This window comes from Paraburkholderia sp. GAS32, assembly GCF_050434225.1.
Lineage (GTDB): Bacteria > Pseudomonadota > Gammaproteobacteria > Burkholderiales > Burkholderiaceae > Paraburkholderia > Paraburkholderia madseniana.
In genome coordinates, this window is the sequence record NZ_JBNPVS010000062.1 from 29435 (window position 1) to 42546 (window position 13112).

General features: G+C 59.8%; 12 protein-coding genes and 1 pseudogene. 5 read left to right on the forward strand and 8 right to left on the reverse strand.

The features are described from left to right. Positions 1–453: 453 nt before the first annotated feature. The 3 genes from P3T25_RS43015 (at position 454) to P3T25_RS43025 (ending at position 2742) form a co-directional block, all read left to right on the forward strand. Positions 454–1668, forward strand: coding sequence for an alkene reductase (locus P3T25_RS43015; RefSeq protein ID WP_429363373.1), 1215 nt, complete (start codon positions 454–456; stop codon positions 1666–1668). A 7-nt stretch (positions 1669–1675) separates the two neighbouring features. Continuing rightward, a complete protein-coding gene (locus tag P3T25_RS43020) occupies positions 1676–2113 on the forward strand; it encodes a host attachment protein (RefSeq protein WP_429363375.1) in 438 nt (145 codons plus the stop codon). Between the two features lie 134 nt (positions 2114–2247). Next, on the forward strand, positions 2248–2742 hold the full coding sequence (locus P3T25_RS43025; RefSeq protein WP_429363377.1) for a hypothetical protein: 495 nt from the start codon (positions 2248–2250) through the stop codon (positions 2740–2742). Between the two features lie 282 nt (positions 2743–3024). On the opposite strand, the gene P3T25_RS43030 is transcribed toward P3T25_RS43025, so the two are convergent. The 6 genes and pseudogenes from P3T25_RS43030 to P3T25_RS43055 all read right to left on the reverse strand — a co-directional run bounded on the left by P3T25_RS43030 (position 3025) and on the right by P3T25_RS43055 (position 8542). Beyond that, positions 3025–3240: a hypothetical protein gene (locus P3T25_RS43030; RefSeq protein ID WP_429363379.1), complete on the reverse strand. Its 216-nt coding sequence runs from the start codon at positions 3238–3240 to the stop codon at positions 3025–3027. Then, positions 3240–3524 (reverse strand): annotated as a pseudogene (locus P3T25_RS43035) (penicillin-binding protein); the annotation flags it as partial. The pseudogene P3T25_RS43035 and the gene P3T25_RS43030, both read right to left, overlap by 1 nt. Before the next feature lie 223 nt (positions 3525–3747). After that, the gene (locus tag P3T25_RS43040; protein WP_154566517.1) at positions 3748–4494 is read right to left on the reverse strand and encodes a DUF6875 domain-containing protein; all 747 of its coding nucleotides are present in this window, start codon (positions 4492–4494) and stop codon (positions 3748–3750) included. 241 nt (positions 4495–4735) lie between these two features. Continuing rightward, complete coding sequence (locus P3T25_RS43045; RefSeq protein WP_429363381.1) at positions 4736–6589, reverse strand: serine aminopeptidase domain-containing protein; 1854 nt, start codon at positions 6587–6589, stop codon at positions 4736–4738. Then, positions 6586–6870: an acyl carrier protein gene (locus P3T25_RS43050; protein ID WP_429363383.1), complete on the reverse strand. Its 285-nt coding sequence runs from the start codon at positions 6868–6870 to the stop codon at positions 6586–6588. The genes P3T25_RS43045 and P3T25_RS43050 overlap by 4 nt, the downstream gene beginning before the upstream one ends. Before the next feature lie 94 nt (positions 6871–6964). Next, positions 6965–8542 carry an amino acid adenylation domain-containing protein gene (locus tag P3T25_RS43055; protein ID WP_429363385.1) on the reverse strand — a complete coding sequence of 526 codons (1578 nt, stop codon included), beginning with the start codon at positions 8540–8542 and terminating at the stop codon, positions 6965–6967. 1063 nt (positions 8543–9605) lie between these two features. Between P3T25_RS43055 and P3T25_RS43060 the strand changes: the two genes are divergently transcribed. After that, positions 9606–9869 (forward strand): hypothetical protein, encoded by a 264-nt coding sequence (locus P3T25_RS43060; RefSeq protein ID WP_154566521.1) that lies wholly within the window; start codon positions 9606–9608, stop codon positions 9867–9869. 511 nt (positions 9870–10380) lie between these two features. Here P3T25_RS43060 and P3T25_RS43065 read toward each other — a convergent pair. Together P3T25_RS43065 and P3T25_RS43070 are read right to left on the reverse strand one after the other, a co-directional pair. Beyond that, complete coding sequence (locus P3T25_RS43065; protein WP_154566522.1) at positions 10381–11100, reverse strand: hypothetical protein; 720 nt, start codon at positions 11098–11100, stop codon at positions 10381–10383. Positions 11101–11111: 11 nt separating this feature from the next. Further along, positions 11112–11669: a hypothetical protein gene (locus P3T25_RS43070; RefSeq protein ID WP_154566523.1), complete on the reverse strand. Its 558-nt coding sequence runs from the start codon at positions 11667–11669 to the stop codon at positions 11112–11114. A 222-nt stretch (positions 11670–11891) separates the two neighbouring features. Here P3T25_RS43070 and P3T25_RS43075 point away from each other — a divergent pair, with 222 nt between their 5' ends. Next, positions 11892–12185, forward strand: a complete 294-nt coding sequence (locus tag P3T25_RS43075) for a hypothetical protein (protein ID WP_154566524.1) — start codon at positions 11892–11894, stop codon at positions 12183–12185. The last annotated feature ends 927 nt before the right edge of the window (positions 12186–13112 follow it).

Consider the following 13112-nt stretch of genomic DNA (forward strand, 5'->3'; position numbering starts at 1 on the left):
CGGGACTTGCGCGCTCGCGATTGGACCAGAGCGACACGAGTATCTCGAAGTGGATACTGCGCCGGGGGTTGATCAGAACAATAATTCCGGCACCTTGACCCTGCCCCCGTTTGACGAATCCCGTGGCTGGGGGAATTATGGGTTCGCTTTGCTAAGCCGCGAACCAGTTCTTCTCAAATGGCATGGGACTGACCTAGTCGAGTGTCGAATGTAACGGCGCGCATTGTAAAAGCCCAGAGCTGAGGGCGTGGCGGGCCGCATCGGACCCGATGGAACGATGCACCGGGTGACCGCAGGATCGTGACATATCTGGGCAGAAACCGGAAAGAAGCGCGCGCGGGCCATGGCTAGACTGGCCCGAGAGCGGGATGCTGTCGATGTGATTTGACGCCGACGCTTCGAAGCGTCTATGGCAGCACTTTTCGGGCCGAGTCAAAAGCAAGGAGCAAATTTATGCCTGATACGGAAATCGCGCCGGGGGAAGCCGGGCAGCACGACGAGCAAATTCCACTACGCAAGCTGTTCGAACCCGTAAAGGTGGGACCGCACAACCTGCGTCATCGTGTCGTAATGGCGCCGCTGACGCGTTCGCGCGCGAGCCGACCAGGCAACATACCGTCGCAGCTGAACGCCTGCTATTACGCGCAGCGCGCAGCGGCCGCGCTCATCATCAGCGAGGCGACGCAGGTGTCGATGCAAGGGCAGGGCTATGCATGGACGCCTGGCATTCATACTCGCGAGCAGGTCGAAGGCTGGCGGCTCGTGGCGGACGCCGTGCACGCGGCGGGCGGGTTGATGTTCATGCAGCTCTGGCACGTCGGGCGCATATCGCACCCCTCGTTGCAGCCCGATGAAATGCTTCCCGTTGCGCCGTCTGCGGTCAGGCCGAAAGCGGAGGCGTTCATCGAGAACGAGCGCGGCGAAGGTGTCGTCGCGCCCTGCGTCACGCCTCGCGCGCTGCAGGTCGAGGAGATGCCGTATCTCGTGCGCCAATACTTCAGGGGTGCGCGCAACGCAAAGGCTGCCGGTATGGACGGCGTCGAAGTGCACGGAGCGAACGGGTATCTGCTCGACCAGTTTCTGCTGTCCGGCACGAACCGCCGCACGGACGAATACGGCGGGTCGAGCGAGCGCCGGGCCAAGCTGCTGTTTGAGGTGATCGAAACGGTTTGCGAAGTGTGGGGGCCGGAAAAGGTCGGCGTACGGCTCTCTCCTCTCGGCACCTTCAACGACATGCATGACGACGATCCCGAGGCGACCTTTTCTTACGTCATCGAAAAGCTCAATCGATACGGGCTGGCTTATTTGCACATCGTCAATCCCGCGCTGGCGGCGACCGGTGAGGATGTCGCTTTCACGGAGCGCGCGAAACGCATGAGCGAGATGATACGCCGCTCTTATCGTGGTGTGCTGATGGTCGCGGGCGGATTCGACGGCGGCAGTGCAGAAAGATGGCTCGAGGACGGCAACGCGGACCTGATCGCGTTCGGACGCTTGTTCATCGCCAATCCCGACCTGCCGGAACGCCTGCAGTCGCACGCTCCGCTCAATTCGCCGGATCCGTCCACGTTCTACGGAGGCGGCGAGCGCGGGTATACCGACTATCCGTCGCTCGCGCAGGAGCGCGGGGAGGCCCCGCGGTCCGTCATCGATGGGCGTTGGAGATAGACTGTCGTTGACCGGCGAGCTCGCTGGCGTCACGCGACGATTTGCGATGGCCGCCGAGCCGGCGACCGATCACGCTGAGAGGCGCACCATGGCTGTCACTACCTGGGTTGTCGTTGCCGACGGCAGCCGTGCTCGAGTCTTCGAGACACCGGGACTTAAGCTGGACTTGCGGGAAATCGAAGACCTTGTCAATGTCGTCCCTAGTGGACCGGCGCTGAGCGAGAAGGACCGCGAAAAATTCGCAAAGACCGTCGCCGACTATGTCGAACAGGGACGGCTTCATCACCGGTATCAGCGATTACGATTTGCCGTGGAGCCGAAGTTTCTCGGGATGCTGCGCAAGCGTCTGAGCGAGGAAACGCGTCAGATGATTTTCGAAGAGATCAACGAAGATCTCTCGGCCCTCGATGCGCGCGAAATTCAAGCGCACCTGCGAAGGCATTGACGGCGACCTGCCCGGTCGTGGACGAGAGCGTGCAAAGTTGGGGAGGCTCCCAAGGAGGGCCTCTTGTGCTTCCGGCAGCGGCATCGGTTTCGTCTGGAGTAGGCTGATCGGTCTCGCAACGGTGGGAGCAAGCCATGCGGTTGATCATCGAAGCAAGGTCGGCCGACGGAGACAATGATACGGTTGAGGAAGGTGACGGAGTTCTGGCTGTCATTGAGCGCCCTGACTGCTGTCTTGCCGACCTGGGCCTGCCTCTCGCGCAAGGGCGGTTGCTGCTGGCAAAGGTGCAGGCCGAGCTCATTTCGAAACAGGTGCAGTCGTGGCTCTCAGGCCAGACCCATTGTCGGAGCTGCGGTGCGGCCTTCAACCGCGAAGGACAGTCGCTCGACGGTGCTGCGCACCGTCTACGGCAAAGTGACGGCGACGAGTCCGAGGGCTGTGGTCGTGTGCTTGCCAGCGGACTGCGCGGACACCGTTGCATAACATTGTTGCTCGCCCGGTCTATCGGTCGGCCTTCTGGCCCACGCCGTCGGTGGCAAGCGCTACGCAAACCGCCAGAAACAAAATTCCACAAAACCCCCGAACAGCTTTGTGCAAGCAAACGGGTTTTTTTGCAGCTAATTATGTAGGATTCCGATGTATTTAACATAATTATATTGATCAATTTTTGACATGACATCGTCAACACGACTAGCGGCTTTGTGCCTTCGCGGTCGAGTCTGCTGCAGACGGCAAAGGCTGGCGACCAGGAGGCCGCCTTTCCGCAATGGCCGCTTCCGAGCAAACGACCTGGCGTCACCGACGCCCCCGCTGCTACGAAGTTGGTAAATTCGACGGAGCCTGTGATAGATCACGGGTTCCGTTCATCCTGCTTGCTACGGCTGTTCTTCCCGGCCATAGCGCCAAACTGGCTACCCGACCTGAAGCAGGTTCATTATCTGATTAGCAAAAACGCCTATTTCACCAGCATTCCAATAAGCCAGTAGGCCTGGCTGAGCGTGATGATGCCTCGGTCGAGCGATCCGGTTCGAGAAATCGGTCAGCGGGCTACTGCCGGCCGCCTCGGATTGAGATGCTGCGTCGGCGGCACCGGCGAATGCGAATGTCGCGTCCGCCAGCGACGACATCAGAAGCTCCAGAAGAGGAAGTGTCGATGCCGTCGCGCATGGACCGTGCGGGGTGGCCAGGTCTCGGGTCCGAACCGCGCATCCGGATCAATGACCCTCGCGCGCAGCGCCATGTCGTAGAACGCGCCCACCGTCGGTAAGGCGCTGTGCGCACCCTCGCCCCAATAGTCGTCGCCAAGTGTCACACGCCCATCGTCGAAACCCACCCACGCGCCCGCGACCAGTTGCGGATGCATCAGGATGAACCAGCTATCCGTGTTGTCCTGAGTCGTGCCCGTCTTGCCCCCACCCGAAACGGCATCAGCGTGCCAAGGTGGAGTTACGTGTCAACCACTTCACAGACGGGAGCGCCCATCCCATTGCTTCGAGCGGGTCCTTCGACTTGAGTCGATGGACCCAAGGGTCATGCCATTGCGCGATCAAAGCAGATAGGCGGTTCATCTGCTTGAATACCTGCGGGCGACGCCGGCTTCGGGAACGCATTGGGCCTGCTAGCGGCGCATCCAGCTACCGTGACCAACTTCGCCTTGCTATCGCTAATCTCAGTTCCCCGATCCGTTTCTCAATTCTCAGGATGTCGTCTTCGGGCAGAACTTCTCCAACCCATAACCTATAGTCCAATAGTTCGCGAAGACGTACTTCGGTTGGACTATCGTCTCGATCAATAAACATCGCATCATGAGGCGTTATAGCTCGCACAACAAAAACTGGCCGGCTACTACGCATCGGCCGGAATGTTTGTGAATGAACCCCTTTCGTCATGCTTAAAGGGTGAAATTCACCGATCATCAATCCTGCCTTCATAAAAACGGGCTTCGACATCGAATGTGCCTCGTCTATATATTTCGAATATAGCTCTTCTTTCAGGCCATTCAAGAATATGCATATCGAAAAGAGCCGCGATTTTCCGGGCGTGCCGGAAGACAGCCGATGATAAAGAGCAGGCAGCCTGTTCAATACCGGGAGGAAAATTTCGAATGGTAGTTCTTTTACATCCCAGGCACAGAAAACCAATGATCCTTCGTCATGAACTGGCTTGGCAAAAGGGCAGACCGCGCCACGACGGCCCAGTTCAGCATGAGGCCTCATGATAAAGCCCGCAAGCCAGTCGAGGCCCGATTCAAATACCCTCCGGGTGAATTCGTCGGGCACGGATTCGATGTCTGTCGACAAGCATGCCGACCGCTCTATTTTCTTGATTTCCAAATCAAACATCGAAAGGAGAGGTCCGCATTCTTCAATATCAGTCGCCATGATCTAAGCCGTCGATTCGTTGAAAAGAAGCAATGCACGATGTGCACGCGGCGTGTGTCAAGACGCTTGTCGCCTCAGTCACGCAGCCAAGGGCTGTTTGTTTGCATTTTGCGACGCCGCTGACGACGGAATCGCGCTCCGGATTGAGCGTGACGACGGCAATGGGCGTCCAGTCTTGCGTGTCGCCCGGCGCGTGTCACTTATTGCTGCGCGTCTTCGATGCAGGGGCGGAACTGTGCCGTCATCGGACAGCTTTGCGCGGGCCGGTCTGAATCCACATCCGCCGCAGCGAACTCATGTGTAAAACTGTAGCGTCCAGGACGTCGGCACACTCGGTATCGAAAGTCCTCTCGAGCAAAAATTCCTCGAAATGCGCCATCACAATTTCACGCGCTGTGCGCGAGAACAACGAGTGATCCACTTTCTCCAGTATCTTTGCCGTAACGTTCGTCAGCTTTTCAAGTTCGCTACCGTTCGGTCGAAAACGGATCGCCAGTTCATCGAGCCCCGCATCGAGCGAGCCGTACACCAGCGACGTTCGCACGCCCTTGCGCTCGAGGTCCATCAAGAGTTGGCGGATAGCACCCGTCGACGTGTTGACGCCCAACCTGCCTTCGAACGGACTGCCGGCGAGCGAAGTCAAGCGCATGTACCAGCGGCGTCCCAGCTCCACGGCGATCGCTCGCCCATTCGCCCGGCCGCTCAGCAGCCGGAGCCACTTATGGGGGTTGCGGATCGAACGCCAGTACACCTGACTGGATTCGATATGGTGAGCGCCCGGCTTCGTTTGCGGGCCGCCCCAAAAGAAAAACGGCAAGTTGACCGACATGCAGCCCACCACGCGAGGATGCGCTAACGCCGTATGAATGCTGACGTATGCGCCCGTGCAGACGCCGAACGTGACAACCCCCGGGTGTCCGGCCGCAATCAGCCATTCCACTCCCGCCGTCGCGTCTGTGACCGAATGACGCGCGTACACGGCTTCGAGCGTCGGCGAATCTTCGTGATGCAGACTATCGCCAAGGCCGCCAAGGTCCATGCGTAACGAGGCGATGCCTTGCCCCGCAAGCCGTCGCGCCATCAGTACGGCAATCCGTCCGTCGCCGACGCGATGAGCGCCGGCCGTGTTGACGAGCAGCACAGCGGGGGTCCGCTCTTGCGCGCAGCGCGGCTGGCAGAGCACGCCGACATAGCGCCCGCCGCCGAACACGACAGGCGTCTCGTGACCTGCCGCAAAATCGATCCGCGCATCGGCGGCCGGTGGAAGTATCTCCACCGCAGGCGTCGCCGGCGTGCCGGACTGAAGGCCGAGCCACTCGAGCACGCTGTCGAAGGCCCGTTGCGGCGGCACGCTAAACCGTGGGTCGACCAGGAACTTGTCGTACTCGGGAACGATCTGCACGTCTGCGCTCGCACCATGACCACGATACCGCTCTATCAACTGGCGCATGGGAGCGCTGTCGCAGGCATCATGCACCAGCACACGGCGCGCGGCGGGCCGCTCGCGCTGTACGAGGTCAACGGCAGCGAGTTGCTCGAGCGTGTCGGCATACAGCTGGAATCCGAATGCGCCCACGGCTCGCCCGTCGTCATCCGCTTGCACCGCTGCGCGGCCGCTTGGGGTCTTGAGCCAGCTCTGATGCTGCATGTTCAGCTCCCGGATATAACGCTTGCCAGCTATGACGGGCGCCATCAAAATCAGGCTATCGATGTCGCCCAGTTCTTCGGCCGCCATGACTGCCAACGTTGCTCCCAGACGTAAGCCACACAGGATCACGCGCGTCACACCGGTAGCCGTCCGCAGATACTGTGTCGCAGCCTTGATGCTGTCGATCCATGCGCGAAAGCGCTGCGGATCTTCTTCGTTGCCCTCCGAATCGCCCGCTCCCGGATAGTCGAAGCGCAGAACGGGGATACCGCCAGCCACCGTCAACCCTTCTGCAAAGTCGCGCCAGCCGCGGTGCACGCATAGGGCGTCGTAGCCGAACGGGCTGCACAGCACCATGCCCGTCGTGGCCCCGTCGCCCGTCGGCAGGTGCAGCGACCCGTAACAGCCACCAAAGGTGACTGGCCTCATTGCAGCCTTCGCTGTCATGGCTGTCGCCGCGCAGTCGCACACGGCCGGTGCGCCGCCCAGTCGTCCCTTACGAGCGGTGCGAGCGCGCCCGCGAGCGAATCGATACTTCGAAACAGGTCAAACGTAATCAACTCTCCCGGTATCTCTATGCCCAACGCGTCTTCAACGGCCAGCATCACACGAAACGTGCCGAGCGAGGACAGACCAGCGGCGTAAAGGTTGTCGATATCGCTCAAGGTTTCGACCGGCACCTCGAGGCATGCGGTTTCCGCAAGAATGCGGCGCAAAGCGACTTTCATTTGCTCCCCTATAACGCCTGCTTTTCAGGCATGCCATCAACGCACTCATGCGCGGCGATGGCTGGCTATTCGTTGCTTGGATCTGGCACAAACCTCAGGCGGCAACCATGCCGTGTGCGCACTGTCCTGCGAGCGCCATTCTGTCGATTTTGCCGTTTACGTTAAGCGGAAACGCGTCGAGGACAACGATCCGTTGCGGCACCGCATGGACGGGCAAGCGCTGCCGGCACGCCCGCAGAACCAGCGCGGTCTCGACCCGGGCGTTCGTCACGAAGGCGACGAGGCCGATGGCTTGCCCGGCTTCATCGAGCGGCCATGGGATCACCGCGCACAGCGCAGCTTGGCTGCACGCTTGCACGACATGTTCGACCTCTTCCAGCTCGATCCGGTTGCCGCGAATCTTGACCTGCGTATCGAGACGTCCCTGAAACACGATTCCGTGTTGCGTGGTGGCGCGCGCGGCGTCGCGGGTTCGATACCAGCGTCGCTCGCGCCGGCCGTGATAGGTCTTCGCGATGAACCTGCTATTGCCGGCTTCGTCAGGCGACAGATAGCCGCCGGCTAGCTGCGGACCTGCGATCAGCAACTCGCCCGTCTGCTCCGCGGCGACAGGTTCGAGTTCGGCATCGACAATCATCAGCTCCACGCTCGGGAGCGCCCAGCCGAGCGGCATGACGCTGTGCTGCGGATCCTCGAGGAATCCGGCGCTGACCTCGAAGCATGTGCAGGCGATGGTCGCTTCGGTCGGCCCGTACATATGCAAGATCCGGCTGTTCGGCGCGGCGCGCGCCCACGCTAACGCCAGCGAGCGAGATAGTGGCTCGCCGCCGAACATCGAGACTCGAAGACTCGGGAATGCACCCGGCGTCAGCTTGCGCATCTGCTGCATGAAGCCGGCCACGGAAGGCACGCTATTCCAGTGTGTAATCTCGTGACGCTTGACGAAGTCTGAGTTATAGACAGGATCGACGGTGTCAGGCACGTACAGGCAGCCGCCGTTCGCCCAGCAGACGGACATGTCGTGCACAGACGGATCAAAGCCTAGTTCGCAGAACTGGATATAGCGTGCATCGCGCACGTTGTCGTCCAGTTGCAACTGGACTTTCACATAAGCATCGGCGTTCGCATGCGTGATCGGTACGCCCTTCGGCCCCCCCGTCGAGCCGGAGGTAAAAAGTATGTAAGCGACGTCGCGCATGGAGCCCTGGCGTTGCACATACGGCGCAGCGGGCAGCGGCGGCAGATGGGTGACAACGGAGGGCAGATGGGGATCATCCACATCTTCGTCGAGCTGGAAGATCCGTGGGCGTTCGTCAAGCAGGGACAGCACTTCATCGAGCATCCCGGTGCAACGACGATCGACCAGCATCAACGGCGCGCCGGACTGCTCGATGATGGCCGCGATCCGCATCGCTGGCATCTTCGGGCTGAGCGGCACATAGGCCATACCGGTATCGAGAATTCCCAGCACGCCAACGTAGGCGGCCGCGCTGCGATGCCCAAACAGCAAACACCTGCGTGCGTCGCCGGTCCGTGCAACCGCTGACAGTCCCGCGGACACGCGACGTACCCTGGTTTCGATTTCACCGTAGCTGTAAAGACGCTCAGTGGCCCATAACGCCGGGCCGTGCGGCTGGCTCGCGGCAGAATCGAAGAAGAAGGTGTGCAACATCTGACGCCCTCGGTCGCTCTCGGGAAGACAGGCACCGCCACAATCACGGCACCAACGGTGTGTGCAGCATGCCACCCGGTCATCAGTCGACTAACCTCGCACGTAACTTTCGCTGCCGACAGCCGGGCTGGCCAATTGCTTGCAATGCAGCATAGGGGAAACCGGACCGCAGGGTCAAGACAGAGTCTTGTAACGGGATGTGAAGAAATGTGATACGGACTGCGAATTTAAATGCTAGAGCACCCCGAATGGCACTATAACTATTAGGCTTATGATAGAAATTCGCGCTCAGCTTGGCCTAACCCTGATTCCGACCGCGGCCGGGAGAATGACGATGAGGCTATTCGCTTTGTTTGCGGTCGCACTGCTCGCGACATTCCCGCACATTGCATTCGCCGAAGATTTCTGTGACATCGGAGGGGCGTCTCGATACATCCCGTTGCCAAGGGCCGTGAACATCAACGGGGTGTCCGAGATAGTGGAGGTTGCCCATGGTAGCGCCGGCCGGATTCAATCAATGAGCAGTTTTGTAAGAAAATTGCCGAATTTGTAAATCCACAAACGCGACCGGCGCTCGCTGATCCCAGTGGAGCACCGTGGCCTGTTGCGCATCCAAAATCCTCAGACTTAATGGTGCAAAAAATACCTTGGTCGCTGTTACAAACGAAGATTTTTCGTCTTGAGGCGAGGACCGAGGAACGATACCTTCAAGTCACTCGTGCGGTCTTCCCAGTCACGCGGGTGTGTTTTCAGCGGCGTCCCGATTCCAAGCCGGTGACGCCACTCTTTATGGCCCCGGGCTTCAAATTACAGCGTTTGCAAAGTGCGAGTCGTTGACAGTCGCCACCCCGACCACCGTTGATCACCCTCTTGATCTGTTCGTACTACGTATGATGTGAGGGTGCGTCGAGCGTGTAGTTCGATAGACACTTCTTTCTAAAGCAACGCAGGCCGTAGCCCTATGGATTGATGCAGCGGCGCGCCGACAGGAGCCCAATGCACGGTCAGGAACAGCCGTTGCAAAGAGGCGTTCATCCGCTGTCCATGGCATCGAGGAGGAGATATGCGCGACCATACCTGCCAACCATACCGAGAACTCGGAATACACGTGCGCGTCGACGAGAACACCGCGCTTTCCTTCAACGGTGTCGAGCCACGCTATACCGTCACCTGGTATGTGCATAAGGAAGCTCGCTTCCTTCCGGAAAGCGTGGTTGCAAGTTATGCAGAGTCGCTTGAATTTGCGTGTCCCGAGGAGGCTGTCGCCTACGGTCAGCGTCGTGCGCATACTTTCGTCGATTGCGCATTCGTCGTCTCGAGGAGGTGACGTCACCACGCGCAGGTCGGGCGTGTGGCCTCCCCAGATCGCGCCAGCGGCTTCTTGAGACTGGTCATGAATCAGGCCGACCTGCGGCCGACGCTAACGACTGCACCTAGGTGACCCGTCCAGGCGAGTGACGAGTGGCACCGTCATGAATTACGTGAATGCTAATGTTGAGGCTTCGGACTGGTGCCAGGCTTCATCGTGCTTACGCGATGGGCAGTTCAGCAGCGGCCCAGCGGCGGTCGCATGTGTATATCGATGCCACTGGGGAATGTCTCTATCCGACCGAGGCCGTGTGAAAAACCATGCTGAATGCGGCGTTCAAAAAATCGACCGCTCATATCGCACCGTATTGGCTTGGAAGCAACTCGGGAAGGGTAAACCGACACCCGAAAACCGAGTACTTTTGAGTTTTCGCACGGCCTCGGTCCTTCTCGGACGCCATGTCATGCGGCTGACGTGGTCGAGTATGGCCCGGCGAGCATTCTAAAAGCGGACCTATTGACAACCTCATTCATCCTAGCGCGCCTGGTAGCCAAGTGGTGGCCTTGCAAGCGGCAATGCTTGCTCCCGGCCCGTTGATCAACGCAAGAACCTTGCGCTGACGCTCGTTCGCGGGCAGTTGCAAGAGTCTTTGCTGACTCGGATGCAGGGACGCGCGTGTTTCGAACGGGACACCAGCCAATAGCTCTGCTGGCGCCAGTTCGTTCAGCGCGTCCTGCGCCGTAACCAGGAAAGCATGGACCTCAGTTCTCAACGCCCCCCGAAGGGCGAGAAGCACAGGCGGCAACAGTTCAGGCACCGGTCCAGCGAATTGCCACGCGGGAAATTCACGACCGTTACTCTGGCCTGACGGCACGACGCAATAGAACTTGTTCGCTTCGACATAGCGATACAGGCTCGCGAGCGACATGCGCACCTTGCGCTGCTCGATCACCTCCGAAGGCTTCAGGTTGACAACAGGCAACGAGGAGGAGCGGGCTTCAGATCCGTCGGCGTCACCGGACGCCAGAATCGTCGCGAAGCGCTCTTCCAGGACATGTCGCAGCAAGTCACGGATCGAACTGTCCGCGAGCTCCGGGACTTTCACCCGCAACGTCCCTTCGATATCAGAAGCAAACGACTCGGCGACATCCCGAACCAGCTGACGCGCATCGCCCGCGTAATTGCCGGTAAGCGCAGCACGGATCTTGAGAGCCGACGCTTCGTTTCGTTCTTTCGTCACCTGTGTCATGAAAGCCTCCTTCAGGCAATTTGCGGCGGGGCGCCGAGCGGGTTCAAGCGCTTCGCGAGGGCAGCGGAACTGCCTGTCTCGGCCGTCGGATTAACGAGGCGCCGCAGAAGGGATAACCGGACAACCCCGAGCCGTTGTGCCAGCCGACGGGCGTCGGTAACGAGCAAGTGCAACTGCTCGAGCCAATACTCGCGTGCAAGCCAGCGGCTTGAGAGGGCGATCTCGGTTTCGTTGAGATAGTCAGCCGCGTAGCGTAGTCGCGAGCCGAACAGCTTTTCGATAGCGCGCGCGACCGGCGACATCGCGCGGTTGTCGGCCTTTGATCTGAACAGCTTGAACCAGAACTCGTAGACATTCCCGAGTTGGCTCAACGCGGTCGCTTCAATCTCGGAGCCGAACTCGCCGTCGTAGTCCGGATCGACGCGGCCGAAGCATTCGTCAAACGTCACGCGCCCTTCGGGGGCATCCCGCAACGCATAGTCGCCAGGCTGCGGCCCGAAGGCGAATATAGCCTCGGTCGTGCGTGCGTTGCTCTTTGGTTTCTCAATGGGCGGGTTGAAGGTCATCACGGCGGCTGTTTCCCGAAAGCAGATGGACCGACTATAGGTGTTTTCTCATTTTTCGCAAGATTCTTTATTTTCGCACCACGTACTCGCTGCCGGCGCTGTTCGGTGCGCAAGTCCCGACTTCAGCGCCCGTCCATCGGCCAGGGATTTACGCACTAACTTGAAAATCCCCTGATACCTGTATATATATACAGTATGTTTGCATATACAGTTGCGGAGGATGGCATGGAACATCTGGTGCGTGTGCAGAATGAACGGGACCGCCGCACGCTCGCGTGGCTGCGCGGGCAAGTCGGCGACGCGGCGATCGTGGCAGCGGCGCAGCGCTGCGGCGGCCCGTTGAAACCTTACCTGTCGGCCGTGTGCCGGACGCTTGGCGTGACGGCGCCGCGGTTCAGCGGGGCGCGCCGGCCTGCGCCGAGTTCCACCGCCGAGCAATCACTGGCCACCATCCGGCAGATTCTGGCGTCACGAAGCGGCCGGCGGCCGTCGAAGCCCGTAGCAGTGCAGCGCGGCTGAGAAGTCCGGCGCGCGCCGGTGCAGTGACTCTAATGTATGCGTGGTCCGTCCTAGCGACACGACTACAAACGGGGCAAAGGCGGGGCTGGCGGCAGGACTGGCCGCCCGTCTTTGCTTCGCCATGACCGGGTCCGCGACGTGCGGGCCGTTTTTTTTTTGCGCCGGTCTAGCCCGTTCAACCCCACTTATCAGCGTTGCGCGATGAAAAGAGGGCGCCACCGGAATCGCGCCGACGAACATCGAGGCGCGGAAGTAGCGGAATGAGTGTCCGGCCGAATTTGGTAGCTAATTGGTAGCCTTTTGTTATCTATTAGCTACCTTATTGCACGAGGAAATTCCAGAGGCAAAACCCGTCGGCTGGACATGCAGTCGACGGTTTGCATAGATTTGTTCGTGTCCGATCCGGCCAGGAGACCCCTACACTTAGACGGGAAGTTTGGCTGCGCAAGCAATCGCCGATCGTCACGGTCTTGGGTACGGGGAAATGTTTCTGCAAGACGCGGAAACAGTTTTACGCAAACCAATAGCATGCTGGTTCAATTAGGAATACTACATTTTACATAGAAGAAATGATCAACTTTTGACGTGACTAGCCGCCCGAAATTGCACGAAAAGGACGATTACCCCAGGTGGGTACCGCCATATTTCGCACGAAAGGTACAATTACCCCAGCTCACGTAACGATAGTGAGGTTTTCGTCCTGGCCGAATCACTTCGCGAGCCGACGAGTGCAGCAGACGAAGAAACGACGCCACGGGAGTTGCCCGCAGCTTCCAGAGCTCGGCTCCAGCCGGCGCAAGCAATCAAGGCTGCGATGAGAAGAGGCAGGTCTCTCTTCTCAACGACCGGGTACGTGGCGTCTGCTGAAAGGGCGCGCCGTTTCGCGGGCAGCCCCTGCTGCCACGGAGTTCTGCTGAACTGTCGATT

What these genes read in the sequence shown, in the direction of transcription:
- P3T25_RS43065 (WP_154566522.1), bottom strand. Translation starts at nt 11,100, where the DNA reads ATGACACAGGTGACGAAAGAACGAAACGAAGCGTCGGCTCTCAAGATC.
- P3T25_RS43045 (WP_429363381.1), bottom strand. Translation starts at nt 6,589, where the DNA reads ATGACAGCGAAGGCTGCAATGAGGCCAGTCACCTTTGGTGGCTGTTAC.
- P3T25_RS43075 (WP_154566524.1), top strand. Translation starts at nt 11,892, where the DNA reads ATGGAACATCTGGTGCGTGTGCAGAATGAACGGGACCGCCGCACGCTC.
- P3T25_RS43025 (WP_429363377.1), top strand. Translation starts at nt 2,248, where the DNA reads ATGCGGTTGATCATCGAAGCAAGGTCGGCCGACGGAGACAATGATACG.
- P3T25_RS43050 (WP_429363383.1), bottom strand. Translation starts at nt 6,870, where the DNA reads ATGAAAGTCGCTTTGCGCCGCATTCTTGCGGAAACCGCATGCCTCGAG.
- P3T25_RS43060 (WP_154566521.1), top strand. Translation starts at nt 9,606, where the DNA reads ATGCGCGACCATACCTGCCAACCATACCGAGAACTCGGAATACACGTG.
- P3T25_RS43040 (WP_154566517.1), bottom strand. Translation starts at nt 4,494, where the DNA reads ATGGCGACTGATATTGAAGAATGCGGACCTCTCCTTTCGATGTTTGAT.
- P3T25_RS43030 (WP_429363379.1), bottom strand. Translation starts at nt 3,240, where the DNA reads ATGTCGTCGCTGGCGGACGCGACATTCGCATTCGCCGGTGCCGCCGAC.
- P3T25_RS43055 (WP_429363385.1), bottom strand. Translation starts at nt 8,542, where the DNA reads ATGTTGCACACCTTCTTCTTCGATTCTGCCGCGAGCCAGCCGCACGGC.
- P3T25_RS43015 (WP_429363373.1), top strand. Translation starts at nt 454, where the DNA reads ATGCCTGATACGGAAATCGCGCCGGGGGAAGCCGGGCAGCACGACGAG.